The organism is Daejeonella sp. (genome assembly GCF_036405355.1).
Classification (GTDB): domain Bacteria; phylum Bacteroidota; class Bacteroidia; order Sphingobacteriales; family Sphingobacteriaceae; genus Daejeonella.
In genome coordinates this window covers 1-24,904 of the sequence record NZ_DASWXT010000021.1, presented here as the reverse complement: position 1 = coordinate 24,904, position 24,904 = coordinate 1, and the positions used below count along the sequence as shown (strand labels likewise).

22 protein-coding genes and 1 pseudogene are annotated in these 24,904 nt (G+C 39.3%); 12 read left to right on the top strand and 11 right to left on the bottom strand.

Features of this window, described 5'->3' with window-relative positions; translation table 11 throughout:
• Together VGE44_RS02410 and VGE44_RS02405 are read left to right on the top strand one after the other, a co-directional pair.
• A partial coding sequence (locus tag VGE44_RS02410) for an RluA family pseudouridine synthase (protein ID WP_331076166.1) occupies positions 1–823 on the top strand: 823 nt, incomplete at its 5' end.
• Positions 824–825: 2 nt separating this feature from the next.
• Entirely contained in the window at positions 826–1,665 is an 840-nt protein-coding gene (locus tag VGE44_RS02405) for an aminotransferase class IV (protein WP_331076165.1), read from the top strand.
• A 152-nt stretch (positions 1,666–1,817) separates the two neighbouring features.
• On the opposite strand, the gene fmt is transcribed toward VGE44_RS02405, so the two are convergent.
• Together fmt and VGE44_RS02395 are read right to left on the bottom strand one after the other, a co-directional pair.
• A complete protein-coding gene (fmt, locus tag VGE44_RS02400; RefSeq protein WP_331076164.1) occupies positions 1,818–2,732 on the bottom strand; it encodes a methionyl-tRNA formyltransferase in 915 nt (304 codons plus the stop codon).
• A 256-nt stretch (positions 2,733–2,988) separates the two neighbouring features.
• Positions 2,989–4,254 (bottom strand): DUF1343 domain-containing protein, encoded by a 1,266-nt coding sequence (locus VGE44_RS02395; protein ID WP_331076163.1) that lies wholly within the window; start codon positions 4,252–4,254, stop codon positions 2,989–2,991.
• A 116-nt stretch (positions 4,255–4,370) separates the two neighbouring features.
• Between VGE44_RS02395 and VGE44_RS02390 the strand changes: the two genes are divergently transcribed.
• On the top strand, positions 4,371–5,591 hold the full coding sequence (locus VGE44_RS02390; RefSeq protein ID WP_331076162.1) for an ABC transporter permease: 1,221 nt from the start codon (positions 4,371–4,373) through the stop codon (positions 5,589–5,591).
• A 1-nt stretch (position 5,592) separates the two neighbouring features.
• On the opposite strand, the gene VGE44_RS02385 is transcribed toward VGE44_RS02390, so the two are convergent.
• The 6 genes from VGE44_RS02385 to VGE44_RS02360 all read right to left on the bottom strand — a co-directional run bounded on the left by VGE44_RS02385 (position 5,593) and on the right by VGE44_RS02360 (position 11,438).
• Positions 5,593–6,027 (bottom strand): hypothetical protein, encoded by a 435-nt coding sequence (locus VGE44_RS02385; RefSeq protein WP_331076161.1) that lies wholly within the window; start codon positions 6,025–6,027, stop codon positions 5,593–5,595.
• A gap of 18 nt (positions 6,028–6,045) precedes the next feature.
• The gene (locus VGE44_RS02380; protein ID WP_331076160.1) at positions 6,046–6,390 is read right to left on the bottom strand and encodes a hypothetical protein; all 345 of its coding nucleotides are present in this window, start codon (positions 6,388–6,390) and stop codon (positions 6,046–6,048) included.
• Entirely contained in the window at positions 6,387–7,673 is a 1,287-nt protein-coding gene (locus tag VGE44_RS02375) for an outer membrane beta-barrel protein (RefSeq protein ID WP_331076159.1), read from the bottom strand. Before VGE44_RS02375 ends, VGE44_RS02380 begins: the two co-directional genes overlap by 4 nt.
• Entirely contained in the window at positions 7,670–8,218 is a 549-nt protein-coding gene (locus VGE44_RS02370) for an RNA polymerase sigma factor (RefSeq protein WP_331076158.1), read from the bottom strand. The genes VGE44_RS02375 and VGE44_RS02370 overlap by 4 nt, the downstream gene beginning before the upstream one ends.
• Before the next feature lie 3 nt (positions 8,219–8,221).
• Complete coding sequence (locus VGE44_RS02365; protein WP_331076157.1) at positions 8,222–8,671, bottom strand: hypothetical protein; 450 nt, start codon at positions 8,669–8,671, stop codon at positions 8,222–8,224.
• Positions 8,672–9,833: 1,162 nt separating this feature from the next.
• Entirely contained in the window at positions 9,834–11,438 is a 1,605-nt protein-coding gene (locus tag VGE44_RS02360; RefSeq protein ID WP_331076156.1) for an SUMF1/EgtB/PvdO family nonheme iron enzyme, read from the bottom strand.
• Positions 11,439–11,864: 426 nt separating this feature from the next.
• On the opposite strand from VGE44_RS02360, the gene porV reads away from it, so the two are divergent.
• Both porV and ispF read left to right on the top strand, forming a co-directional pair.
• Positions 11,865–13,019: a type IX secretion system outer membrane channel protein PorV gene (porV, locus tag VGE44_RS02355; protein WP_324487885.1), complete on the top strand. Its 1,155-nt coding sequence runs from the start codon at positions 11,865–11,867 to the stop codon at positions 13,017–13,019.
• A 5-nt stretch (positions 13,020–13,024) separates the two neighbouring features.
• Positions 13,025–13,504 (top strand): 2-C-methyl-D-erythritol 2,4-cyclodiphosphate synthase, encoded by a 480-nt coding sequence (ispF, locus tag VGE44_RS02350; RefSeq protein WP_331076155.1) that lies wholly within the window; start codon positions 13,025–13,027, stop codon positions 13,502–13,504.
• A gap of 8 nt (positions 13,505–13,512) precedes the next feature.
• Here ispF and VGE44_RS02345 read toward each other — a convergent pair whose 3' ends face one another.
• A complete protein-coding gene (locus VGE44_RS02345; RefSeq protein WP_324487887.1) occupies positions 13,513–13,680 on the bottom strand; it encodes a FeoB-associated Cys-rich membrane protein in 168 nt (55 codons plus the stop codon).
• 260 nt (positions 13,681–13,940) lie between these two features.
• Here VGE44_RS02345 and typA point away from each other — a divergent pair, with 260 nt between their 5' ends.
• The 6 genes from typA (at position 13,941) to VGE44_RS02315 (ending at position 22,665) form a co-directional block, all read left to right on the top strand.
• On the top strand, positions 13,941–15,752 hold the full coding sequence (gene typA / locus VGE44_RS02340; RefSeq protein WP_331076154.1) for a translational GTPase TypA: 1,812 nt from the start codon (positions 13,941–13,943) through the stop codon (positions 15,750–15,752).
• A gap of 809 nt (positions 15,753–16,561) precedes the next feature.
• Positions 16,562–17,887 (top strand): flippase, encoded by a 1,326-nt coding sequence (locus VGE44_RS02335; protein WP_331076153.1) that lies wholly within the window; start codon positions 16,562–16,564, stop codon positions 17,885–17,887.
• Positions 17,884–18,528, top strand: coding sequence for an FkbM family methyltransferase (locus VGE44_RS02330; RefSeq protein ID WP_331076152.1), 645 nt, complete (start codon positions 17,884–17,886; stop codon positions 18,526–18,528). The genes VGE44_RS02335 and VGE44_RS02330 overlap by 4 nt, the downstream gene beginning before the upstream one ends.
• Before the next feature lies 1 nt (position 18,529).
• A complete protein-coding gene (locus VGE44_RS02325) occupies positions 18,530–19,306 on the top strand; it encodes a class I SAM-dependent methyltransferase (RefSeq protein WP_331076151.1) in 777 nt (258 codons plus the stop codon).
• A gap of 18 nt (positions 19,307–19,324) precedes the next feature.
• The gene (locus VGE44_RS02320) at positions 19,325–21,619 is read left to right on the top strand and encodes a DUF7133 domain-containing protein (RefSeq protein WP_331076150.1); all 2,295 of its coding nucleotides are present in this window, start codon (positions 19,325–19,327) and stop codon (positions 21,617–21,619) included.
• Positions 21,620–21,759: 140 nt separating this feature from the next.
• A complete protein-coding gene (locus VGE44_RS02315) occupies positions 21,760–22,665 on the top strand; it encodes a sugar transferase (RefSeq protein ID WP_331076149.1) in 906 nt (301 codons plus the stop codon).
• Between the two features lie 262 nt (positions 22,666–22,927).
• Here VGE44_RS02315 and tnpA read toward each other — a convergent pair whose 3' ends face one another.
• Together tnpA and VGE44_RS02305 are read right to left on the bottom strand one after the other, a co-directional pair.
• Positions 22,928–23,380 carry an IS200/IS605 family transposase gene (gene tnpA, locus VGE44_RS02310; RefSeq protein WP_331076148.1) on the bottom strand — a complete coding sequence of 151 codons (453 nt, stop codon included), beginning with the start codon at positions 23,378–23,380 and terminating at the stop codon, positions 22,928–22,930.
• Between the two features lie 408 nt (positions 23,381–23,788).
• Positions 23,789–24,535 carry a class I SAM-dependent methyltransferase gene (locus tag VGE44_RS02305; protein ID WP_331076147.1) on the bottom strand — a complete coding sequence of 249 codons (747 nt, stop codon included), beginning with the start codon at positions 24,533–24,535 and terminating at the stop codon, positions 23,789–23,791.
• Between the two features lie 29 nt (positions 24,536–24,564).
• Here VGE44_RS02305 and VGE44_RS02300 point away from each other — a divergent pair.
• A pseudogene (locus tag VGE44_RS02300) lies at positions 24,565–24,904 on the top strand (hypothetical protein); the annotation flags it as partial.

Here is a 24,904-nt window from a genome sequence, read left to right as displayed (position 1 = left end):
TAAGGTGAAGCCTCTCGATGTTATTTCAATGGTGCTGCCGCATCCGCCCCGCGATACAGAAGTTTATCCTGAAAATATCCCGATAGACATCATTTATGAAGATGATGATGTCATTATGGTGAATAAGGCTGCCGGAATGGTTGTTCATCCGGGTTTTAATAATTATACCGGTACTCTGGTTAATGCACTGGTCTATCATGCTCAGCAATTACCACAAATGCCCGGAAATGAAGGAAGGCCCGGTTTGGTACATCGGATCGATAAAGATACCTCAGGCCTTTTGCTGGTAAGCAAAAACGAATGGGCGATCACTTTTCTCGCCAAACAGTTCTTTGATCATAGCATTACCCGCAAATACCTGGCTCTTGTTTGGGGAGACCTGACCGAAGATGGTACTGTAAAAGGTTATATCGGCCGCAGTGTAAAAGACCGGAAAGTGATGGCGGTGTATGATGATGAAGAAAAGGGAAAATGGTCGGTTACCCATTATAAAGTTCTGGAGCGCTTCAATTATGTTACACTCATAGAATGCGAGCTGGAAACCGGCCGGACACATCAGATCAGAGCACATATGAAACATATCGGTCATCCTTTGTTTAATGACAGTGCCTATGGCGGTGACCGGATTTTAAAGGGTACTATTTTTAATAAATACCGGCAGTTTGTTGAAAATTGTTTTGAAATAATGCCCAGACAGGCCCTGCATGCTAAGTCTTTAGGATTTATTCATCCTACTACCCGAAAATTTGTTCACTTTGAAACAGAACTACCAGCAGATTTTAGTGCAGTGCTTGAGAAGTGGCGTAATTACATTAAGGAATAAATATGAGTGTCGAGTATATTAATTTTAACGGAAGTATTGTTCCTGCTGATCAACTGATATTTAAAGCAAATAATCGTGGTTTTCGCTATGGGGATGGACTTTTTGAATCGATGCGCTATATGAAAGGGAAATTGAAGTTCCCCGAAATGCATATCGACCGCATTCAAAAGGGTATGAAACTGCTCAGGTTTGATAATTGTTCTTTAATTGATACCTGGTTTCTTCGTGAGAAGGTTGAGGAGCTGATAAGGAGAAACAGGACAGGTGCTGATGCCAGAGTCAGATTAACAGTTTTTCGTGATTCAGAGGGTTTATATAGCCCTGTTTCGAATAAATTTGGCTATGTTATTGAAATTCAGAAACTTGATGAAAGTCAATATGTTTTGAATAAAAAGGGGCTCATCATTGATGTATATGATGAAATTCCAAAACCAGTTAACGCACTTTCTAATCTAAAGACCTGTAATGCGTTGATCTATGTGCTGGCTGGCATTTACAAGAACCAGAATGCACTTGATGAGGTACTGATCCTGAATCACCATGGTTTTCTTTGTGAATCTATGAGTAGTAATGTGTTTGTGGTTTACGACCGGAAATTATACACTCCAGCACTGAATGAAGGTTGCATAGCAGGGGTAATGCGGCAGATAGTGATGCGTCTTGCTAAGGAAAATAATATTGAACTAGTTGAGGCACAGATCAATCCGGATATTTTGAATGAAGCTGATGAAGTATTTTTAACCAATGCAGGAAAGGGGATTCAGTGGGTAATGGGATATAATAATAAACGTTATTTTAATGAGGTTTCCAGGTTTCTGAGTGACAAGTTGAATTTGGTTTGAGAGGGAATGGGGGGGAGGTAATAGGTAATAGGTAATAGGTACTAGGTAATAGGTAATAGGTAATAGGTAATAGGAATAGGAATAGGAATAGGGACCCGATAGCTATCGGGTAGGAAATGGGAAATCGGGAATAGAATTCGAGGGGCTAATAGTTACAGCCTCACTCCTCTTAAAAATTCATCAATTTTCATTCGCTTTTTACCTTCTAATTGTAATTCCAGGACAGAAATAAAGCCATCGCGGCAGGTAAATTTTAGATAGGTCTTATTATCGGTTAAGATATCACCAGGCTTATTGGTAATTGCTTTTTCTTCGCTGGATGCGCTGTAAATTTTAAGTGTTTTATCCTGTAAGTGGCAAAATGCTGCAGGATGCGGACTTAATCCCCTGATTAGGTTATAAACCTCCTTAACGGGGCGGTCCCAGTTTATCAGGCAATCTTCCCTGAAAATTTTAGGAGCCTTTTTGAGCTCATGTTCCTGATGAGTATTTTGCGGTATCTCCTTGTATTTCCCTGCTTCAATTGCCTTAAGGGTTTTTACGAGCAATCCGGCACCTATCACCATTAGTTTATCGTGCAGGTCGCCAGCGGTATCATCCTCTTCAATGTCTAATTCTTCAGCAAATAAAAGGTCACCTGTATCGATCTCCTGTTTCAGAAAAAATGTGCTTACACCAGTTCGCTTTTCACCATTAATTATTGCCCAGTTGATTGGTGCTGCGCCACGGTATTGGGGCAGGAGGGATGCATGTAAGTTTATTGTTCCTTTCTGAGGCATATTCCATACCAATTCTGGCAGCATTCTGAATGCTACAACTACTTGTATTTCAGCATCCAATGATTTTAGCTCCTTAAGGAAATCCGGGTCTTTTAATCTTACCGGCTGAAGAACCTTCAATCCTTTTTCAAGCGCAAATCTTTTTACTGCAGACTCACTGATTTTTTGTCCTCTACCAGCCGGTTTATCAGGGGCGGTAATAACTCCCACTATATCGAAATCGGCTTCCAAAAGTGCTCTTAAGGAGGCGACAGCAAAATCGGGAGTGCCCATGAAAACGATTTTCATAATTATTTATTTAGTTGACAATTGACAATTGAGAAATAATGTACATTTGACATTTAGTACAATTTACTAGTGTTATTTAAAGTGCAATAGATCATTATTTTTTGCTATGGGCTAAGAGCCATCAAATTTGAGCAATACTCACACTATTGATATTTTTTCAGATTTCTTGCTGATTGCTCATAGCTGATTGCTCAATGCCATCAACGTTATTTCATTTTTAACATAATACTAGCAAAAGACAACTGCTAAAATTAATTTATTCATAAAGCAAATACTTCTTTCTCATGATCTTGTACTGTGAAAGTCCGGGTTCCCAGCTCTGGCGGATTTCCTCTTCAGATTTGCCGGCTATGATCTGTTGTTTGAGCTCGTAAGTTCCGGCCAGCTTGTCAAAATTACCCATCTGGTTACTTTGCTTAAAGTCGAAGAACTTCTCCTTGTACGGATAGGCTTTATAAAGTTCTATTAACCAGCTCAGATTGATTTTTCCTTCTTTCCTGATCTTATTGGTGTTATACTGTCTTAAGTCGATTCCAAAACAGTCTTTATTCATATGCAATGGCGTTTCACTCATCCCTTTTATACTTTTTGGCATAAAAGAAAATTTATATTTATCCTTCAGATCAGGATTGCCGAGTACTGTGAAAGGGAAGTAGGTTCCCCGTCCCTGACTGATAATAGTACCTTCAAAGAGACAAAGGGAAGGGTAGAGTAATATTGATTGGGGTGTATTCAGATTTGGAGATGGTTTAACAGGTAAAACATAAGGTGTAGCATGGGTATAATTTGCGATCTTAATGATCTTAATTTTACATTTTACTTTATTGGCCATCCATCCCTCTCCGTTTAGCATTTGCGCATATTCTGCAATGGTAAGTCCGTGAGTGATTGGAATTGGATTATAACCAATTCCCGATTTCAATTTTGGATCAAGAACAGGCCCGTCAACATAGAAACCATTCGGGTTTGGACGATCAAGGATCAGAACTTCTTTATTATTCTCTCCGCAGGCTTCCATAACATGCTGCAGGGTATTGATATAAGTATAAAACCGGGTGCCAACATCCTGTATATCATAGACCATCAGATCCACATCATCCATATCTTCCTTTGTAGGTTTTAAATGTTTCCCATACAATGAGATTACCGGTAATCCGGTTTTAGCATCAAAACTATCATCAACCTTAACGCCGGCACTGGCATCACCACGAAAGCCGTGTTCAGGGCCAAAAATCTTTACAATTTTAACTCCAAGTTTAATCAGGCTGTCAACCACCGTTGTATTTCCGATTACGGAAGTTGGGTTTACTACCATTCCTATCCGCTTTCCTTTAAGGTATGGAAGGTATTGTTCGATCTGCTCAGCTCCCGTTCGAAGTTTACCGCTGATATGGTCAGTGGAACCTATATCAGACCCATTCTTGCTTAAAGAAAAGATTTTTGATCGTTCAGCCTGAACATTAATGGTATTGACTGAGAGAAATAAAAGGACAGTTATAATGAGATAGCTTGGACGGCGCATGGTCAAAGAAAATTAATAATTATAAAATTGCTGAGCATTGTACTTATTAATTGGTTCGGAAACGAATTTAAAAAAAATGCATCTTTGTTAAAGGTACAAAAAAAACCATTTCAGGATTGAATTTACCCCTTTTCATTGCAAAACGCATAACGTTTAATTCCAATCGAACTTTTTCGAAGCTGATTGTGCGTATCGCAATTTTAGGAATTATGCTGGGCTTAGCTGTGATGATACTTGCAATAGCGATAGTCAAGGGCTTTAAATCAGAGATTCGTGAAAAAGTGCGTGGATTTTCAGGGGATATTCAGATATCCAAACTGAATCTCAATACTTCCTATGAAAACACTTCCTTTAGCATTTCTGATTCATCACGTCAAAAAATACTGAATCAGGAGGGTATAGAATTTATACAATCATTTGCAACCAAACCCGGAATTATTAATACGAATGAAGAAATCGAAGGGGTTGTGTTAAAAGGTGTCGGCAGCGATTATAACTGGGAGTATTTCAAAAAGATCCTTGTAGCAGGTAATGTTATTGATTTTTCGGATACTCTAAATTCCAGAACACAGATTCTGATCTCAAAATTTACAGCAGACCGCCTGAAGCTGAAGGTAGGGGATGATTTCCTAATGTATTTCATTGAGAACTCTCTTCGTAAACGAAAATTTCAGATCGTAGGAATCTATAATCTTGGTGTTGAAGAAGTTGATAAATTGTTTGTGATCGGGGATATCGGATTAATCCGCAGCCTTAATAAATGGGCTCCTACGGATGTTGGCGGGTATGAGTTAAGAGTCACTAACTTCAACAAGCTTGATGAAATTGAAGCAAAAGTTTATGAAGATCTTGATATTGAACTTAAATCATACACGATTAAGCAGTATTATCCAACCATTTTTGAATGGTTATCCCTGCTGGATGTCAATACTCAGGTAATTTTGATCCTGATGCTTGCCGTTGCTGTTATTAATATGATTTCTGCACTTCTGATCATGATTCTTGAAAGAACCAATATGATCGGAATACTGAAGGCTCTGGGAAATACGAACTGGCAGATTCGTAAAATTTTTCTTTACAATGCTGCTTACCTCATTGCATGGGGACTCTTATGTGGCAATATTTTAGGCATCGGACTCGGCTTGTTTCAGTCGCAAACCCATTTTTTTACTTTGGATCAGGCATCCTATTACATTGATTTTGTACCGGTTCAATTGGATGTTACGGATATTCTGATGCTGAATGCCGGAACCTTGCTGATAAGTTTATTCGTTTTGCTGCTGCCCTCAATGCTTGTGACAAGAATATCGCCGCTTAAAGCCATCAGGTTTAAGTAAATCATTCTTTTCTTATGATCAGCAAGGCTTTTTTGTCCTGTTTTTTACCGAGTACCGGAAAAGGGTTAACTTCTTTAAGTACAACAGTATAACTGATATTATTCAACCGGATAATTTTACTGTCTTCAGTTTTATTCAGATTGTCGCAAAAACCCAGACAAAGCTCAGCGAAAGTCTCTGCTCCTGAATTATCAGACATCCTTAATTTAACCCGGGCATTACCTGCACTGATGCATAATGCATTTACCGGACAGCGGCTATCATTAACAGACTGCAGCGTGATTTTTAAACCATTATTGTTTCCCTGAAGGACAATACTTTCATTTTCCTTCATTTCAAAGGGACTGTCAAATTCAATTGAATCTTTTTCGCATGAACTGATTAAAAGTCCCGTTAAACAAACCAGAGCAAATAGGTATTTATTGATGTTGTTCATATTATTTCAGTTTATAGTTTAATTACTCTTCCAGATCAGTTCAATTGAACCACTAAACTTCAGATTCTGATAATCCTCAGCAGATAAATACAGAATCTTACCATCGCAGTCATGCAGTATAGGTACACTATTTATATAGGGGTCACAATTGGATATAATAAAAACAGTTTGTTTCTCATAGGTAGATCTCGAGATGTTGTAACATTGGTTGAGTGAGCTCAAACGACTGATCTCCTGTTCCAGCCAGGGAAGATCATTGATTGGATCATTACCGCCGCATAGACTGTTAGATTTTTCGCATGAGAATAACAGGCAAGCACCTGAAAAGAGTGCTGCTTTGAATAATAATTTAAGCTTGTTCATGGTTTTTTTGCAGTGTTAAAATTAAGTTTAACGTTTATTCCTGATGCTCCAAATCGGATGTTTTCACTACCTAGCCCGCCTAACGGATATTTTAAAAAGGGCTCAATTGTCAGGCTCTGCTTTTTGCTTAAGCGGGTATTAAATCCAAAAGATACATTCAGGGTACGCATCAGATCAAAATCTTTCATTTGCCTGCTTATTTCCTGCTTGTTAGCGACTGCAGAAGACCCTACAAATGAGTTGAAATTAGATTGATTAACAGCGTATTTTTCGCTCAGATAAGTGCCTGAACTTAATCCTGCAAGGAAATAAGTGCTGCTTTTCTGAGGATTGAACAGGTATTTAATATTGACAGGAATGTCGAGGCCAAGAAGTTCTGCTTTATAATTACTGAGTGCTACAAGTGTTCCAACAATGGATGAGTTGGCATCCTGAAATGAGCCATAATTATTTGCCGGTTCATTTTGATTGTAGGCAAGGCTGTTTTTACTCAGGTTTAGGCCGGTCGAAATTCTAAGATTCTTGCTGATCCTGAAGTCGGATGAAAGCCCGGCACCCACATTCACATTGTTCTCACTGCCTTCTGCATAATTAATGAAGGAACCGGCATACACACTAAGTGAAAAGTTCTTTTTGTTGCTCTTTTCAGACTTCTTCCCCTTTTCTTCTGCTAGTTTTAATTCTTCAGCCTTTGGTTTTAAATTGAAATCTGTCTTTCTGACTTCTCCCATTGCGAGAACCATTGTGTCTTGTTTTATTGCCGGCTCTTCAGCAGTTTTTGGCGATTTTGCAATAGGATTTTCATAGGTAGATGTTGAATCCTTAGCAGAAATCACCAATCTGTCTGATATTTTAGAATAATCAGCAGGATGATTCTTAAGCAATTTTTCTTCCTCCTGAAATGCGGAATCAGATATAGGAGCAGGCCTGGTATCTGAACCTGCTTGTAATTCTTTCTCAATTAATTTCGTTGAGACAGGAGCAGATACTGCAATCTGAGGTACAGATGATTTGGCTTCGGAGTCTGTTTTTTTACTCTCAATTGTTGTTTTGTTTTTAACTGTAATATGATCCTGTCTTATTTCAGGTGTATAAAGCCATAACCCGGATAGAACAATAAGTACTGCAGCAGCCGAACTTATCCAAAAGAACAAAGGTCTTCTTTTTTCTTCGGGATACTTCTTGCGCAGTTCCAGCCAACCCTCATTAGAGGCAGGATCTTCGAAATCATCGAAAACCTGGCGGAATTTAGCTGCAATTCTATGATCTTCCGTTTCTTTCATGCTGGTTGTTCTAAACTGAAGGCTAACCTTAATTTTTCTTTTGCCCTGCTTAAATTTACACGGGATGAACTGGCGGGGATCTGAAGGATATTTCCGATCTCCTCATGGCTGTACCCGTCTATCTCATACATATTAAAAACCATCCGCTGTATATTGGGAAGCTTGTCCAATAATTTGCAGATGTCCCTGGCGTTCAGGTTCTCTAATGCCTGAGCAGGATAAGATAGTTCTGAAGCATTTTCGAGCGGACTCAGATACTGATGTTTCAGATCCTTTCTTCTCCTGTCTAAAGCCGTATTGACTACTATTCTGCTCAACCATGGTTTTAAATTCTGTTCATTTTTAAAATCCTTTATCGATTTGAACACCTTAATAAAGGAGTCGTTTACAACTTCCAATGTATCATCACGGTCGGATAAATACCGCATTCCAACACCCATAGCATAGCTAAAGAAATGTTTATATAGCATTTCCTGGTACTTTAAATTGCCTTTTTTGCATTCCTGAATGAGCTCTGATTCAGAAATGTGGGATGTTTTTGACATGTATCAATTTGTTCTCTTCAACCTGTATTGATATGATCCGGGTAACATTCCCGGCTTAATGGCGCAAGTTTTGCAAATTTCAAATTTACGTGTCAAAATTAAACTGTCATTTTTAAGTTCATAGATAAATCTACCGTTCAGAATTAAGTTCCAGTCGAAATCGGCAGTCCAGACATGTTTATCATTAAACTGCACTTCTTCCTTATCTACCAGGTTAAATTCACCGGCTCCTCCAGCCGGTATTCTTGATTCACCACCAGTTGATGTATACTCTTTTCCTGAAAGATTGACTGATACTGTATTCTGGCTTTTTATAGACCTGGTTTCGCCGGGACCGGCATAATAATAATGACCGGTATAATTACCATCCAATAAGCTCAGATTAATTTTGTCTGAACATGATGCTGCAAAAAGTAAAATCGAAATAAGTAAAAGTAATCCTGTAGTTCTCATATATAGTGTTTTATATACTTAATACGAATCAGGATACAGAAATGCTACATTGATTTAAAAAAAATATATTTTGATCAGGGTGTGGGACTCTTAGAGCAGATGTTTCTGAGGTTTAATCAATTTACCCATGACAAATAAATTTGTTTTACAATACTCAATTGAATGTCAGCAATGACAAGGGTCTGCACCCAATGTGATTAAGTTAAGAGTTGATTTCATATTAAATACAAACTAGTACGTTGTGAATTATTTTTTTACTTTTTTGATTTTGATGAACAACTCCAATTTATTTTATGGAGTGTTTATCCCGCTCATGGCCGCGGGGCCTAGTCCTTTTCCTGCAGCAGAAAAGGACCAAAATGCCGCCGCTGCGCCTGATGCTTTGAAGGTTTTTGCTTAGGCCTGGACAATCGTTGCCGCACCAGCCAATGCGGAAGAAAGGTTATTAAAGGGGGCTGCTAGCGTGGCGTATAATAATATTGATCTCATTAGCAGGATCCTAGACGTATTCCCTTTGCAATAACATTCATATACTTTTTTTGCGGCATTGGACAGGGCGGTAAATTCAAAATTGCCTTATCACTAACTTTCATAGCCCTGTACGCAGCCGTTGATGGATGAATATTCCTAAACCTCTAACGTTAATCTTAGTAATCTTCGAATCTCGATATGGAGAAATTAATTTAAATGAAGCAGGATTTTCCGAGCGGGGGGAGGACAAAACGGCGGGCCGGGAGTATGGCCTCTTGTAGTGGGAGCGAAGCCTGCCCCGACCTTTTGGAGGGGTCAGTCTTGATTTTACTCAGTTTTTATTATTGTTTTTTATAGGCCTTCGTGGTCTCACCGCAAGGGCGGTTCGGCATTGGTTACTTTTTCATCAAGGAAAAAGTGAATAGGCCTCCGCGGCTATGAGCGGTATGAATTTGAAATCACACGCAATAATTATATTTCTAAATAAATATAAAGTACTGTATATTAAAGATTTAAGATACTAACTTTATGACATTGGGCTAAAGCCCCTAGCAATTGATTGGAATCTATTAGTAAAGGGAATGGCTGCACCTTAGCTCCATTTCCTGTAAAAATTAAAAGCCCCGAATGGTTAACATTTGGGGCTTTGTTCTTTTAGCTTTGTTCTTTTAGCTTTCTACTTTAAGCTTCGCTATCTTGATTTACTCAAAGCCTTTGATTTAGGCTGGCTAAACTGTGGTTTACCCTTAGTCATAATTTCTGGCGCACCTACCAAGGTCATAGCTGAGCGGAAGCCCATTTCTGCACTGGCTTCATCTTGTTGCATAAATCGTCTGGTAGCAGGATTGAGCCAGTAAGCTCTGTCATTCCATGACCCACCTTTATAAACCCTTGAACGATCATTAACCAGTGTAGTAATTCCGTAAAGATCGGTTACCACAGTATCCAGATGACCACGGAAATCAGGATTGTATGGTTTACCTGCAATGGCGGATGAATCTACAGCTGCCGCATCATTTTGTAATTCAGACCACTTTTGTTTTTTACCTGTTTTTGCAGGATCTTTTATAGGACGTCCATATTTATCTTTAGCATAAATGCCCTTATCTCTATCGGACAAGCGTTTATTAACAAACTCATTTCCTCTGAATGGGTTGAAATCATTGAAATCTTCGAAACTTAATTTCCTGTAAACGTCGGCTGTCCACTCATTCACATTTCCTGCCATGTTATATAAACCGAAGTCATTCGGTACATAACTTCTAACAGGAGCGGTAATGTCTGCCTTATCATTCAGGTAGCCACCTGTACCCATATTATCACCTTCTCCACGCTTAAAGTTAGCCAGGATCATACCTTGGGTACGTTTTTTGGGCGATCTTACACCAAGGCCATTCCATGGATAAATTCTGCCGTCTGCAATGTTTTCGTATTCAGTGTTACCTGCCAGGGCCAAAGCTGCGTATTCCCATTCTGCCTCAGTTGGTAAACGATAAGGTTGTTTTAATACCCCATCTTCCAGACGTACAGGTCTGACAACCCCTTTTGCATTGGGAGTTGTTCCGGTAGCTACTGCACTTGGGTTTAAATCCTTTTTCATCTTTTTCCCATCAATTCCTTCACCACGATACTGCCCGTTCAGGTAAATATCGGTATTAAAAGGATCAGCGGATGTTGAAACAGTAGCGGCAGTTCCGGCTTTGCCTGCTCCGGCTGCCAGAGTTTTATAGTCCATTAAATAACCCTTACTTCTTAAGATCTCTTCGTTTACACGGTCAGTGCGCCACTCGCAATAGGCATTTGCCTGTTCCCAGGTAACACCAACAACCGGGTAATCCTGAAAGGCCGGGTGACGCAGGTAATTATTTACATAAGGTTCATTGTAGGAAAGCGGTTGTCTCCAAACAAGTGTATCCGGAAGTGCATTGTAATAATATTCTGCATCATTGGCATAATTACGTCTGATCCAGTAAAGGTACTCGAGCCAGTCTACGTTCGATACTTCAGTTTCATCCATGTAAAATGATGCAACGGTTACCCTTCGTCTTACATTGTCAAATTCATATCCTAAATCCTGATTCAAACTCCCGCCCATTACAAAAGTTCCGCCTTCAATTGCAATCAATCCTGGACCCGGACCAGCCTTTACTTTGCTGTTAACCTCAAAACCACCATTATACTTGTTATTATAAGCCATGCCTGTTTTAGAAGACTGGCCGGTCTTATTTTTACTGCAGGATGATAAGATTCCAAGAAGCATTATGGCTGCTAAAGAATAAATTGAAATTCGTTTCATTACTATTCGATGTAATTGGAGCATTAATTTTTTAAAAGTACAAAATTGGGCTTATATCCCCAATGGATTTTTTTTTGTCTTATATTATGTCAATATCTAACTAATGGTCAAACGAAAAAAGTTTGAATAAGGTTACAAATCAATATACGTTAAATCATTTTTCAAACGTTGTATATCAAATATTATTTCAATAGAAATTTTAGAGTCTTAAGTGGGCTATTTAATCATGCTAACTTAAATCATTGAAAATCAATTAATTGTAATATAATTTTTTAAGGTTAACAAGTCATTCCCTTGTTATTAATCATTTGATTTTTTGCTTTATATTTTCATTAAATATATCGGGTTACTTGGGAAATAATTCTTTTAAATCCCTATATTTAAAACACTGTAAAGTGTAGATTTGGTTGATTTTTTTCAAAATTAATGGTTAACAAACTCTCGTTTTGTAATTATTTCGTCGTTTTAATTGTCTGTGTCCCTGCTTTGGCTATGTCTCAGCCAACCCAGACAGATGGAAAGCGAAGCAATACCATTCAGACAGCAGCTCCATTTTTACTAATCACACCCGATGCACGATCAGGTGCGATGGGTGATGCAGGGGTGGCAATTTCACCCGATGCAAATTCCATGCATTGGAACCCGGCTAAGCTGGCATTTCTTGATAAACCCACCGGCCTTTCAGCCTCATATACACCATGGCTTCGAAATCTGGTTCCGGATGTTGATTTGGGTTACCTCACGATTTACCACCGTTTGGATGATAGAAATACAATAGGTGGAGCATTAAGGTATTTTTCCTATGGTTCTATCCAACTAACAGATAATAGTCAGAATGATATTGGAGTATACAGCCCGAATGAATTCTCTGTTGAGGGTTCTTTTTCAAGAAAATTTGGAGAGGGATTTGCCCTGGGCACTGCACTACGATACATCCGTTCAAGTTTAAGTAATGGACAATTCAATGGACAGGATATACAGCCTGCCACAGCTCTTGCTGCAGATGCTTCTGCATATTATAAAACGGGTACAGTTATGCTGGGCAAGGATGCAGAACTTGCCCTGGGTTTAAACCTGTCAAATATCGGATCGAAGATGAGCTACTCCGAAGGAGGCTCAAAATCCTTTCTACCTGCAAATATGAAGCTTGGTGCAGCTTCTACTTTTCTTCTTGATGAATTGAATACATTCACCGTTGCTCTTGACATGAACAAATTACTTGTTCCAACAAATCCCATCCGGGATATAAATGGAAATATCATTGACGGGAAAGACCCCGACCGTTCAGTACCTGCGGCAATTTTCGGTTCTTTCAGTGATGCGCCTGGTGGTTTTTCTGAAGAATTAAGTGAGATCAGTTTTTCTCTTGGTACAGAATACTGGTACAATAAACAATTTGCCCTTCGCTCCGGGTATTTCTATGAAGCCCCGACAAAGGGCGACAGAAGATACCTTACACTTGGTGCGGGCTTAAAATACAATGTATTTAATCTTGATTTCGCTTATTTGCTGGCAAATCAACAAACCAGTCCATTAGCACAGACACTGCGCTTTTCACTGGTATTTAATTTCGAAAAATAGTTTTAATGAAGATCAGGGTAGGATTTGGGTTCGATGTACACCAATTAGTTGAAAATCATCCATTTATTTTAGGAGGAGTTAAATTAGAACATCATTCAGGTGCTTTCGGACATTCTGATGCGGATGTCCTGGTTCACGCTATTTGTGATGCACTGCTGGGTGCAGCAAATCTTCGTGATATTGGCTTTCATTTTTCCAATACAGATGATCGTTGGAAAGGTATTAGTAGTCTTCTCCTTTTAAAGGAATGTGTCAAATTACTTAATCAGAAAGGCTGGAATGTTGGAAATATAGATGCCATGTTATGTCTGGAAGCCCCTAAAATTAATCCGCATATTCCCGAAATGAAAGTCAGAATATCTGAGGCTGCCGGGATTAGTGAAGAAGATATATCCATCAAAGCAACTACGAATGAAACGATGGGTTTCATTGGGAGGAAGGAAGGCCTGGTAGCCTATGCAGTTTGCTTGATTGAGAAAAATTAAGGAGCTACCTAGTGTTTACCTGAATCAGGAATCTTAACCTCACTGAAGTCAGCAGCACATTTGCCACAATTGCTTGCGCATCCCTTTTTACTGTTCATACTTTTATAGACCATACGGCCCATATAAATGATGGCCAGGATGAATAGCAGAATAACCAAAATCAGCTGATAATCCATAATTCAAAGTTACAGAATATCTGACAATGCATGGTCAGGTGAGGGTAAATTATACCGTCTTGCTAAATAAATTTATTCCTCAATTTGTTTAGAGATTGATGATGAAATCTGCCTTAATATAGTCTCTAATCGCTACAGGAAAAGCTCTTCATTTACAAATCAGCTTAATTACGAGGATCTTATCTTCCTGAATTGCTACATATTGCAAAAATCTGCTTATTAAATCCTACCTTTGCAAAAAATTTAAGAGTAATTTTTTAATGCAAAAAATAAGGAATATAGCGATCATCGCTCACGTTGACCACGGTAAAACTACATTGGTTGATAAAATTTTACACCAAACTAATTTGTTCCGTGATAATCAGGACACCGGGGATCTGATACTGGATAGCAATGATCTTGAACGTGAACGTGGTATTACCATTGTCTCCAAGAATGTTTCTGTAAACTATAAGGGTGTCAAAATTAATATTATTGATACTCCGGGACACGCCGACTTTGGTGGTGAGGTTGAACGGGTATTGAAAATGGCTGACGGGGTTATCCTCCTCGTCGATGCCTTTGAAGGCGCAATGCCTCAAACCCGTTTCGTAACACAGAAGGCCCTTTCTTTGGGATTAAAGCCTGTTGTTATTGTAAATAAGGTAGACAAAGAAAACTGTCGTCCGGAAGAAGTTTATGAGTCGATCTTCGAATTGTTCTTCAATCTTGAAGCCACAGAAGATCAGCTTGATTTTCCGGTTTTATACGGTTCTTCAAAGCAGGGATGGATGAGTACAGACTGGAAAGTACCGACTGAAGACATTACCCCATTGCTGGATACCATTTTAGAGCACATTCCACCTGCACCAAGTTTTGATGGAACCCTTCAGATGCAGATCACTTCTCTGGATTATTCATCATTTGTAGGCCGTATCGCAATCGGACGTGTGGCAAGGGGAGTGATTAAAGAAAATCAGCCTGTTTCGTTAGTGAAACGTGACGGAAAGATACAGAAATCCAGAATTAAAGAACTTTATACATTTGAAGGTTTAGGAAAAATCAGGGTTCAGGAAGTTTCTTCAGGTGATATTTGTGCAGTTGTTGGAATCGAAGGTTTTGATATTGGTGATACCATTGCCGATTTCGAGAATCCGGAACAACTTGAAGTTATAAAGATCGACGAACCAACTATGAATATGTTGTTTACAATCAACAATTCACCAATGTTTGGTAAGGAAGGGAAATTTGTTACTTCACAGCGTTTACGTGAGCGTCTTTACAAAGAGATGGAAAAAAATCTGGCTCTGAAAGTTGTTGAAACTGATTCGCCTGATTCTTACTTGGTTTATGGCCGTGGAATTCTTCACTTGTCGGTATTGATTGAAACTATGCGTCGTGAAGGTTATGAACTGCAGGTTGGACAACCTCAGGTTATCATCAAGGAAATTGACGGAATGAAGTGTGAGCCGATTGAAACACTTATCGTGGATGTACCCGCAGAGGTTTCCGGAAAAGTGATTGAATTGGTAACACAGCGTAAAGGTGAATTACTGATTATGGAACCTAAGGGAGATCTTCAGCATCTTGAGTTTGAAATTCCGGCACGTGGTATCATCGGACTTCGTAATAACGTTTTAACAGCTACTGCAGGTGAGGCAATCATGGCCCACCGTTTTAAGGCTTATGAGCCATGGAAAGGTAATATTCCTGGCCGACTGAATGGAGTTTTGGTATCTATGGAAAAAGGATCTACAACTGCTTATTCAATAGATAAACTGCAGGATCGTGGCCGTTTCTTCATTGAGCCGGGTGTTGAAGTTTATGAAGGACAGATTATGGGCGAGCATATCCGTGATAATGACCTGGTTGTAAACGTGGTTAAGGGTAAGGCTCTAACCAATATGCGTGCATCAGGTACAGATGATAATGCACGTATTGCTACTGCGGTTAAGTTTTCACTGGAAGAAGCTATGGAATATATCCAGGCCGATGAGTACATTGAAATAACTCCAAAAAGTATGCGTTTGCGTAAGATCTATCTGACTGAGAATGAGCGTAAGATCAATGCAAAGAAGTTTGTGAATCAATAAATACTAGAGTCAGGTAAAAATAAAATTTACAATTGATTATGAAATAAGTCCGCCTTTGCGGCGGAAGGGCACTTACTTTTCCCTGCAGCTGGAAAAGTAAGCAAAAGAGCCGCGGCTTCCCGGTATTTGTTGTAAATCCACACTTAATCCTATCGGAGTAATCCGAGCCGTATCAATGTTAATTAACAAATGAAAGGTTCTGCAACACTCCTCCGGATTACTTAGCCGAGGTAATTTATTAAAGTTTGTGCAAGGATTAAGTGCGCCTTTCCTGCCAAATCCCGGAATGCCGATCCCTGCAATCGGCAATACCAGTAATTTATGAACGGTTGTAAGCCCGGAGCACTGTCCCAAAACCGTTAATATCAGATAAACCTTTGCGAAGGACGATTCAATCCCCAGTGCCAGCAAAATCAAAAAAAGAAGCAGATTCATTCAAATAGCACTTCCGAGCATTAGATTTTGGGATCATACCCGGTATGCTTTCATATGGTGATATCCCCCAAAAGCAGCGATCGCTTTTTTTTGATGCGCAGGGGCTTGTGACCAAGGCACCTAGGGATTGAAGAAGGCTTTTGTTCCTTTTGGCCTTCAAAAGGAATTCGCCCCCCGGCAATGGAGGGAAGCAAAGTTGAGTGGGGTCTCAAATTTTGAAATCAGCTAAAGTGTCAATTTGAAAAGCCTAAATCCAGATATTCTAAATGGCCATCAATTTTACCAGACAATGATCAATAATTAAGAGATCTTATTTTAATAACACACGAAAAGCCCCGGATTAAATCCGGGGCTTTTCTATTATATTTGTGTTGATGAAGTTTCCAGTCGTACCCGGGTTTGACCAGCAAGCTTTTAGTAAATACCTGAAAAACACCGGCTGGTTGTTCCTTGCCAGGGTGGGGAGTTTGGGTATAAAGATTCTTGCGGGTATTGCCGTTGCGAATTATCTAGGTAAGACTGCAAATGGGATGCTGAATTACCCCCTTGTCTTTGTCACATTTTTTCTGGCGGCTGCAGCGCTCGGACTTGATGGATTCGTAACCCGTGAACTTCTTTCAGAACCTGATAAAAAGAATAAGCTGCTGGGTACTGCTTTCCGTATGCGACTTCTGGCCGGAATCGCTATTGTTCCGCTTGCCTGGTTGACTTACACCATTTTTAAAGGAAACAGCGGAGATATACCTGTAAGTTATATTCTGATAGCTTCCTGTATCGGGATCACTCAATCATTATCTATAATCGATAGTTATTTTCAATCCCGGGTTCAGGGAAAATACGTCATGATGGTTCAGGTGACAGGAAATCTCTTGTCGGCAGGAATTAAATTAGTTTTAATTTTTATTTCTGCTCCTTTAACCTGGTTTATCTGGACTTTGCTTATTGATGCTGCAGTTTTGGGATTTGGATATCTGATAGCTTACAGAGCCGGGGGGAATCATTTATCAGAGTGGGAGTATGAAGGCAAGCTTGCCCGATACCTGTTAAAACATTCCTGGCCGCTTGCATTTTCTGCTATTCTGGTTACTGTTTATATGAAAATAGGACAGCTTATGGTAGAAAGTTTTCTGGGGGTGGGAGCTCTTGGAATCTACTCTACAGTAGTTAACTGGAGTGAAAGCTGGTATTTTATTCCTGTTGCAATTGTCACTTCAGTATTTCCTGCCATTATGAATGCGCGTAGGGATGATCCATCACGCTATCAGAAAAGATTGACCGATATGTACGATCTGATGGTTTTGATCAGCCTCAGTATTGCGATTTTTATGAGCTTTGCATCGACCTACATTTACCAGTACTTTTATGCTGCAGAGTTTGCCGAAGGCGCAAAAATATTATCCATTCATATCTGGGCAGGTGTTTTTGTTTTTCTGGGCAGTGCAAGTGGTCAGTATCTGGTAGCTGAGGGATATACCCGGTATTCTTTGTATCGTACCGCTGCCGGTGCCGTGGTTAATATTGTTCTGGGATTTTTCTGGATCCCATTATACGGACTTCAGGGTGCTGCCTTTGCTACGCTTATTGCATACTTCTCTGCTACTTTTTTTATCCTTGTCTTCCCTGAAACAAGAAAACAAGGAATAAATATGCTTAAATCCTTATTTTTAATCTCACTCATTCAAAAAATCGCAAAACGTTGAAAAAAACGGAATCCTATACCAGTTTGATCAATCCGGCAAGAATAAAAACTTTATTGTCTTTCGGATTAAAGGGTTATTTATCAGAAATAGGCTGGTTCAAATCATTTGAAACCAAATCACCAATTGGGCGGAATTCAGAGCCTATTCCATGGGTCACTTATTCATTCATTGATTTTATAGCTGATCGTATTCAAAAGGATCACACAGTTTTCGAATTTGGTTCGGGTAATTCAACTTTTTACTATGCTCAGCGGGCACAAAAGGTTGTTTCTGTAGAACATGATAAGGCATGGTTTGATAAAATATCAGCATCGAAACCACTGAACTCTGAAATGATATTCTGTGAACTGCAGAAAGACGGGGATTACAGCAAAATGCCTGAAAGTATGGGTCTGAAGTTTGATATCATCATAGTAGATGGCCGCGACAGGGTGAACTGCTGTTACCATTCCCTGGCTGCACTTAGTGAGAGGGGAGTAATAGTTCTCGATGATTCAGAACGTGAACACTATGCTGCTGCGATCAGCTTTTTTAAAAAGCAGGGATTCAGGGAATTATCATTCAGTGGGATCTCTCCCGGTCTTTTTTATCGTAAGTCTACTTCAGTATTTTACAAGGACAATAATTGCCTGGGTATTTAAGATGAATAATGAGATTTTAAGTGCTGATGTTAAAAATGCCTATGATGATTTCTATCTTGGCCGTGATGAACAATGGAGGATGCTGGGCGCAAAGTATAAAGCAAAAAACATAATTGATGTTTGCAAGGGATATGAATTTAAAAAGGTTCTGGAAGTAGGGGCTGGCGATGGAAGTATCTTGCAGCACCTTGATGGAACGAATTTCTTTCCTGAAATGCATGCTTTGGAAATCTCGCAAAGCGGTGTAGATCAGATCAATTCGAGAAAACTGAAAAGTTTAAAATCGGTAAATGTTTTTGATGGATATCATATCCCTTTCGCTGATAATGAATTTGATCTTGTTATTCTGGCCCATGTTCTTGAGCATGTAGAATTTGAACGAATGTTATTGCGTGAGATCAAACGGGTATCAAAGCATGTAATTATTGAAGTGCCCTGCGATTACCGCTATGGCGTGGATAAAAGGATGAAGCACTTTTTGAATTACGGGCATATTAATATGTATACCCCAACCTCGGTAAGGTTCCTGGTTCAGTCTGAAGGCTTTGAAGTACTTGCGGATAAGGTATCGATGATTGAGCCGGAAGTTACAAAATTCAACACATTTATTAATCAGGGGAAGGCTAAAAGCCTGTTAAGCTCTCTTCGGATTGATGCTGAATACTTTGTTAAGAAATTGATTGTTTCATTAAGTGGTAACAAAAGGATGGAATCTTTTGCCAATGCCTATACCTTGTTTTTAAGGAAGAATGGTGATCTGGATATTTTCAGTCATTAATTCTACAGAATATATTTTATGAAGACTATCTTATTTTCAATTCCTTTTCTGCTGATTATTTTCCTGCAACTATTTAGCGGTAGTCCTCAGCGGATATCTTCAAACAGGAATTATTATGCTGATTCTTTGGCGATCAGAAAAGCCTTTTCTGAATCGCCGGTACTTTCTGCCCGGGAGTCTATAAAAAAAATGCAGATTGAGAAAGGATTTCGTGTTCATATTGTTGCCACTGAACCACTCTTAAATACGCCTGTTGCCCTTAGCTTTGATGATAAAGGCAGGATTTGGGTTGTGGAAATGGAAAACTATATGCCCGATTCCATAGGAACAGGTGAAGATCAGCCGGTTGGTAAGATTGTTATTCTGACTGATCGGAACGGCGATGGAAAAATGGATCAAAGGAAGATCTTTCTTGATTCATTGGTACTTCCACGTGCAATTTGCTTCATTGAAAATGGAATTCTTCTTGCTGAATCTCCCAACCTTTGGCATTACGAAATAAAAAATGATAAGCCGGTTAATAAAACGCTTGTTGATACCGCTTATGCCGAAGGTGGAAATGTGGAACATCAGCCTAATGGCTTGTTCAGGGCTTTGGATAACTGGATCTATAATGCAAAATCAAGCAAAAGATATAGAAAACAGGGTAGTAAATGGCTGATTGAACGAACCCATTTCAGGGGGCAATGGGGGATTTCACAGGATGATCAGGGCCGTTTATTTTATAATAACAACTCCGAGAATCTTCAGGGGGATTATTTCAGCCCGGGTTTTGGAGCAACAAATTCGAATCAGCCGAGACTTGCCGGCTTTTCAGAAAGCATTATCAAAAACAATAAAGTTTATCCAATCAGGCCCAATACCGGTGTGAACCGCGCGTATATGAAAGGGATTATTGACGAGAATTTGAAGCTGGTTAATTTTACTGCTGCATGCGGACCGGTAATTTTTAACAGTACTTTGTTTGGTCCTGATTATTACGGAAATGCCTTTGTTGCTGAGCCATCTGCCAATCTGATCAAGCGGAATATATTGAGCAATGATGGTAACCTGGTTACAGGTAAACAAGCTTACATCGGTCGCGAATTTCTGGCAAGTACTGATGAACGATTTCGGCCGGTAAATTTATACACGGGTCCGGATGGTGCTCTGTATGTTGTTGATATGTACCGCGGGATCATACAGCATAAAACCTATTTAACTCCTTATCTCAAAAGTGAGATCAAGGCCAGAAACCTGACTCAACCGCTTGATTATGGCCGTATTTACAAAGTGCTTCCTAAGGGCAAAAAGGTAAGAGGTATCAAAATTCCACAGGACCCCGCAAAACTGATCGCTTTATTATCCGATTCAAATGGATGGGTTCGTAATAAAGCCCAGCAAATTCTGGTCGACGGAAAGAATAAGAGTCTTGGTTTTCCATTAAGGCAGGTATTAAAATCGGGTTCACAACCTCTGGGCCGGGTTCATGCCCTTTGGACAATGGAAGGCCTGGGAGTTCTGAAAAAGGAAGATGTATTGCCCCTTTTGAAAAGCGCAGATTGGACAACGCGTATGCAGGCATTAAGTGTATTGCCCTCGGTTTTGAACAGGGAGAACTATAAAGAGTTTCTGCCGGTCTTAATCGCTATGTTTGATGAAAATGATACGCTTGCGGCTCCATATCTGGCTTTTTTAAGCCCTTATATTAATGCCTTTGATCCAGCTGCTGCCAATAAACTTTTGCTTGACCTCTCTAAAAAATATTCAAACAATGTTTTTATTTCCGACGCGGTAATCAGTAATCTGCAAAACAAGGAAGCCGGTTTCTATAAGGAGTTTACCGGGATAAATCCGGATACGAGTCTGGTACTAAGTAAACGCCTGAAAAAGATTGTTGATGACATGGCGAAAAAGAAAGTCAATGCTCCCGATCCGGCAAAGGAATTCCCCAGAGGACTTGCCTTGTATCGCAATATTTGTCAGGCCTGTCATGGAGCTGATGGGAATGGGGTTAATGGACTTGCTCCACCACTAAATAACTCAGATTGGGTTACTGGGGATAAGAAAAGGCTGGCAGCCGTCGTTCTTTATGGACTTAGCGGACCGGTAACTGTAAGTAAAAAATTATACAAGGCACCGGATGTAAGTGGAGAGATGCCCGGCATTGCTTCTAACACTAATTTTTCGGATGAGGATGTTGCCCAGGTTTTAAGTTATATCCGTGGCTCCTGGGCTAATTCAGCTGATAAAGTTTCAAAAGAAGATGTTGAGGCCATTCGTTTAAAATACAAAGGAAGGCAGATGGGGTTTACGGAGAAAGAATTTTTCTAGTTGACAGTTGACAGTTGACAGTTGACAGTTGACAGTTGACAGTTGACAGTTGACAGTTGAAAAATTGAGATATAAATTTATATAATATACTCGAATAGTTCTGTACTAAATACTATGTACTCAATACTAAATACTCAATAATGCAGAATTTTGCCCCCATAGCTTTATTCGTTTATAACCGTCCGGAGCATACCAGGAGGACAATAAAGTTTTTGCAGCAAAATTTGCTGGCGGATGAATCAAGGCTTTTTATTTTTTCTGATGCTGCAAAAGATTCGTCTCAACAAGTGTTTGTTGATGAAGTGAGGGATATTATTAAGCGCGTTGATGGCTTTAAGTCTGTGGAGCTGATTGAAAGAAAAACCAATTTTGGTCTTGCTGAGTCAATTATAGACGGGGTGAGCATGCTGGTTTCTGAATATGGTAAAGTGATTGTGTTTGAGGATGATCTGATTAGCTCGGCATATACCCTGCAATTTTTTAATGATGCTCTGGTTCGGTACCAGAACGAGGAAAGGGTGATGCATATCGGGGCTTACATGTATCCGCTGAAAGCTGAAAACTTACCCGAAACCTTTTTCTACCGGGCAGCCACAAGCTGGGGCTGGGCAACCTGGGACAGGGCCTGGAAAGATTTTGAACCCGATATTAATAAGATAATTGACCAGTTTGACAGGAGGAAAAGACTTGAATTCTCCATTGATGGCACCATGAACTTCTGGAAGCAGATTATTGAATTTAAGAGGGGCAGGAACAATTCATGGGCGATACGCTGGTATGCTTCTATTTTTCTTAAGGGGGGCTTGACATTGAACCCTTCAAAATCCCTGATCAATAATATTGGGCATGACGGTTCAGGAATTCATTCAGGTCTAAACGATATTTATAATGTAATCATCAATCCACTTCCAGTAACATCCTTTCCTGATAAAATTGAAGAGAATAAGGAGACTTACCTCGCAATTAAGAATTTTCTGAAAACACGCAAGGGGAGTCTATGGCAAAGAATACTGCGGTATACTAAGCAGAAAATTAAAGGGATCTGATTATTTTTCGGCATTATGGTGCTGAAGCTCCAGTAATTGCTCCCTTCTGTTCGCTTAGGTTTGGGGCTTAAGCACCGGGCTATTCAGCGATACGGCTTTCCATAGATTCAGTATTTTTATTCAATTATCATACAGATATGATTGCATTATAGGCCCCAGCTTCAGCTGGGGTTAACCAGTTTTATAGTTTTCGGGCTTCAGCCCAATATTCTACAACATTTGAAGAACAATTACATTGGGCTTTAGCCCGATTGATAGAATATTAACCTCTTCTGATTTGATAGAACCCCAGTTTTTCAACAAAAGACTTATATTCTTCTTCAAATGATTTTTTCTGATGATGCCTTTCCTGATTTTTAATGTATTCTCTTACCATTGCTAAATTGGATTCAGAAACAGAAATTGCCAGGTATTCATCCTGCCATTCAAATTTTGATGCAAATGAATTGGTAAATCCCCCTCTCAGGTTTATCCATCTCGAGGATTCCCCTTTGATAAGTTGCAGAACATCCTTAATACATTGATCGCTTTTTAAAGAAATAAGACAATGGCAATGTTTATCATATCCGTTTATGGTATCTATATAGATATTTTTCTTTTTTGAATTATGGCGAATGTGATCCCATAGCTCATTCCGGAATTCCGGTGATTTTAGAAATGGAATTCGATTTTTCGTGCTCCAAACACAATGGATAATTATTTTTATAAATGACATTGCAGGTATTTAGACTACAATATTTACAAGTTTTGGCATAATAAAAATTCGGGTTAGTGAATGGTAGATGTGAATTATTTATCGGCAATTTGGTGCTGAAGCACCAGAAATTGTTCCGTTCAGGTCGCTTAGTTTTTGGGCTGAAGCCCGATCTTAATATCGCATCCTTACCCGGAGCTAAAGCACCGGGCTATTTAACGAAACGACTATCCCAAGGCTCATTATTTTATTTAATCATGGATCATTACGGTTCTCAATAGGCCCCAACTTTAGCTGGGGTTAAATAATTTGTTCGTTTTGGGCCAGTCCTAACGGAGTTCATCCGGGCGGGCTTCAGCCCAATATTCAGCTGCCATTTTTTATTTAGCAAAAACAACCAATGGAAAAATGTAAATTGAAATTCTCCATTTATTTTTTTGCTTCCAGAACGATGTAAGGAGATAAGAATTTTGATTCAAAAGGTATCAGAGTTGTAACTACCTTCCCAATGAACCAGATACTTTTTATAAATGCTTTGGTTATGCCAGATTTTTGATCCTTGTTTTCGAGCCAAACACTGTATCTTCCAAAGTATGAGGATTTTATGGATTTCAGACCAAGCTCTTCCATTATCGCTGCAAGATATTCGGTATCCATGCATTCGATATAGTGTTTATCGTAATTATCCCTGTCAAAGGTCTTTTGAACCCATCCATTTATACTTCTGAAATTAGGCAGGGTTATAAATAAAGTACCCCCTGGTTTTAGAAATTCAAGATGCCGTTCAATAATATCTCTGGTATCCTTAAAATGCTCAATCAAACCGCAGGAAAGCACCAGATCGTATTTCTGTTCAGGATGATACTGAAAAACATCATTTTCAATCACCGGGATCTCACTTTCATCCAGACCATTTTTGTCCAGGACCTTTCTTAAAATATCGGGATGAATAAAATAATCGAAAAGAGTGGTCTTAACTCCCAAATACCTGTGGAGGAAGATGGAATAATAGCCTGGAAATCCGCCCAGTTCAATAGCCGTCTGAACATTATTTGTTTTAACTATTTCTTCAAGTTGCTGATGAAAAAGGTAATCCTTGTTGATCTGTATGGCTAGATCGGGTTTAGATTCCCAATAGTTAGTCCAGAATTGCCTGTCGGTTAATTGATTTCCCATGCATCAGCAAAGAAAACAAAATTTTAGATATGCTGGTGAAAATAGCAGGGAAAGCAATTTGTTTTTCTGAAAATCGTCCTGTTTATGATATGAATTGTATTTTTGGACTAGTGAGAATTATCCATCTTAATACATATGCTGGCAATGGCGGAGCAGGGAGAGCCTGTGCACGCCTGAATAAAGCTCTGAAAGCTGAAGGGCTTGATTCTGAGCTGGCTGTTAATTTTCTATTCAGGGATAATAATCCTGAGCTTGTCAATCTATCTAAAGGTTTTTTCAATAAATGGTTTACTGCATTTGGTATTATTCTCGAGCGTTACTATTCTAAGTTCTTTACCAAGCCATTACCAATACCTTTTTCTTTTCCGC